The organism is Paraburkholderia sp. A1RI_3L (assembly GCF_048957895.1).
In the GTDB taxonomy this organism is placed as follows: Bacteria; Pseudomonadota; Gammaproteobacteria; order Burkholderiales; family Burkholderiaceae; genus Paraburkholderia; species Paraburkholderia kururiensis.
This window is the reverse complement of record NZ_JARCHA010000047.1, coordinates 1-2,259: the sequence shown is the minus strand read 5'-3', so window position 1 is coordinate 2,259 and position 2,259 is coordinate 1. Positions and strand designations below refer to the sequence as shown.

Genomic DNA, 2,259 nt, shown 5'->3' with positions numbered 1-2,259 from the left:
TGACTGTATCGTTCACGCTGCCGTGCGCGGCGTGACAAAGCGCGCAGATGGCAAGTTTGTGCTTGCGCTTGATGATGGGGCGGCGCAGTCGTTCGATCGCGTCATTGTCGCGACAACCACGCGCGCGATACAGGTTCGTATGGGCATCACAGATACCTCGAACCTGTTCGCGCCAGAAGTGATGCGAGCAATCAAGGAGACGCACATGGTGAGCTCGTCAAAACTATTCATCCTGACTCGCGACAAGTTCTGGCTCAGGCATGGGCTGCCGCACAACATTCAGACCGATACCCTGGCGCGCGGCATCTACTGCCTTGACTACGCACCCGACGATCCCTACGCGCACGGCGTGGTGCTGATCAGCTACACGTGGGAAGACGATTCGCACAAGATCCTGTCGCTAACCGACAAGATCGAGCGATGCAAGCGGCTCGTCGCGGAGATCGGTGCCGTGTCGCCCGCGTTTGCCGCGCATCTGTTCCCACTCGACAACGACTATGCGCGCAACGTAATTAGCCACGACTGGCTGTTGGACCCATACGCGCTGGGCGCTTTCAAGCTGAACCATCCAGGCGAAGACGTCCACTCGCAGGCACTGTTCTACCAGTTCCAGACGGCGGCTGATCCGACCGTGGACAGCGGGATCTACCTCGCCGGGTGCTGCTGCTCGTTCACAGGCGGGTGGATCGAAGGTGCGGTGCAGACGGCAATCAACGCCGCAAGCGCTGTAATACATAGTCTCGGTGGCACTCTTGCCGAGGGGAATCCGCTTGACGCGATGCGCAGCCGCTACCGATACGGAGACTAGTAGGATCATCGGTCAAGCTCTGGATAGTCTTGGAGACCTTTCGCTCCAACCTACCCCACGGTTTTTCCAAAGGAATGAATGCAGTCAGGATAACTGTTTCTAGAGCATGGACAGGGCGCAGTTTGAAATTTTGAAATAACCCGGGGAACACAGGCAAAATCTGCCGGTCGCATGTTAGCAAAAACCGGTGTACTAAAAGCGGACATCGGCAATTCGGGTAATGGATCAGTTTGAATTTCCGCTTGTGGACCTGAGCGCGCCCCGGGAAACAGTGCCATGATGTAAGCGAGTTTTCGGCGGACTTTTCGATGGGAAAGGAGCCGTGCAATGAAACGCAAACGCTTCAGTGTCGAGCAGATTGTGGCGGTGTTGAAGCAGGCCGAAGCGGGCATGCCAGCGGCCGAGCTGATTCGTCACGTGGGTATCCCGGAGCAGACCTTCTATCGCTGGAAGAAGGTGTACGCCGGACTGCAGACGGACCAGGTGCGCCAGTTGAAGCAGCTTCAGGACGAGAACGCCCAGTTGAAGAAGGCGGTTGCCGGGTTGACGCTGGACAAGGCGATGCTGACCGACGTTCTGAAAAAAAAGTGGTGAAGCCCTCCCCGAGGCGCAGCATCGTGGACTATCTGAAGTCAACGTATGCAGTTGCGGAGCGCCGGGCCTGCCGCCTGGTGGCGTTGTCGCACTCGGTGTATCAATATCGAAGTCATCGCGACCCGCAGACGGCACTGCGTCAGCGCATGTGTGAAATCGCGGCGACCCGTGCGCGTTATGGTTACCGCAAGATTCGTGTGCTGTTGCAACGGGAGGGTTATCAGGTCAGCAAAAACCGGCTGTATCGCTTGTATCGGGAAGCAGAAAGGCCTGATGTCGCGTTCGATTACGTTGTTGTCGATAGGGGCGCGGCATCGGTGACGTAGCGGCTGAGGTACTGCCATTGATTGCGCGTATAGCTGATCGCTTTGCCCAGCAAACTATCGGGCAACACGTGTGGCGCCTGCTCGTCCAGCCACGTCTTGAATGCCGTTAGCAACGGCACGCTGTGTTCCTGGCGCAATCGGTACGTGTAATCGTCGCGCGTTTCTCCTTCGGGCGGATCGCCCTTGGCGAGCGTCTCGACCTGATACCACGCCTTGCAGGCCATCGTGGTCAACCTGTATGGTACCGTCCGCTCCTGCGAGCAAGTCGGGCGGCGTCGCAGCCAGCGTATCGCCCATGTCATCGACGATCTGCAGCACGCCGACCGCCTCTGCATCTCGATCACATGCGTGCTGGTGCCCGGCGTCGGCACGATCTGCGCGAGCGCGACCGGCACCACGCCCGCGAGCATCAGCGCACCGAATGCGGCATGACGCATCGCGAACGGCGAGATGGCGGCGCCTGCGGCCGCCTTCATGGACCGACGTTCCGCCTTCGTTTCCCCCTGACCTGCCTTGCCCGCCGACGTGGCG

General features: G+C 59.3%; 2 protein-coding genes and 2 pseudogenes. 3 read left to right on the top strand and 1 reads right to left on the bottom strand.

The annotated features are described in order from the left end of the window. On the top strand, positions 1–808 hold an 808-nt coding region (locus PXJ20_RS32755; RefSeq protein WP_421057494.1), incomplete at its 5' end, for a flavin monoamine oxidase family protein. A gap of 327 nt (positions 809–1,135) precedes the next feature. Further along, positions 1,136–1,662, top strand: a pseudogene (locus tag PXJ20_RS32750) (transposase); the annotation flags it as partial. Between the two features lie 3 nt (positions 1,663–1,665). On the opposite strand, the pseudogene PXJ20_RS32745 reads toward PXJ20_RS32750, so the two are convergent. Beyond that, positions 1,666–1,943: pseudogene (locus PXJ20_RS32745) on the bottom strand (IS66 family transposase); the annotation flags it as partial. On the opposite strand from PXJ20_RS32745, the gene PXJ20_RS32740 reads away from it, so the two are divergent. Next, positions 1,942–2,160 (top strand): hypothetical protein, encoded by a 219-nt coding sequence (locus tag PXJ20_RS32740; RefSeq protein WP_421032806.1) that lies wholly within the window; start codon positions 1,942–1,944, stop codon positions 2,158–2,160. The pseudogene PXJ20_RS32745 and the gene PXJ20_RS32740 sit on opposite strands and share 2 nt — an antisense overlap. Positions 2,161–2,259 lie beyond the last annotated feature (99 nt).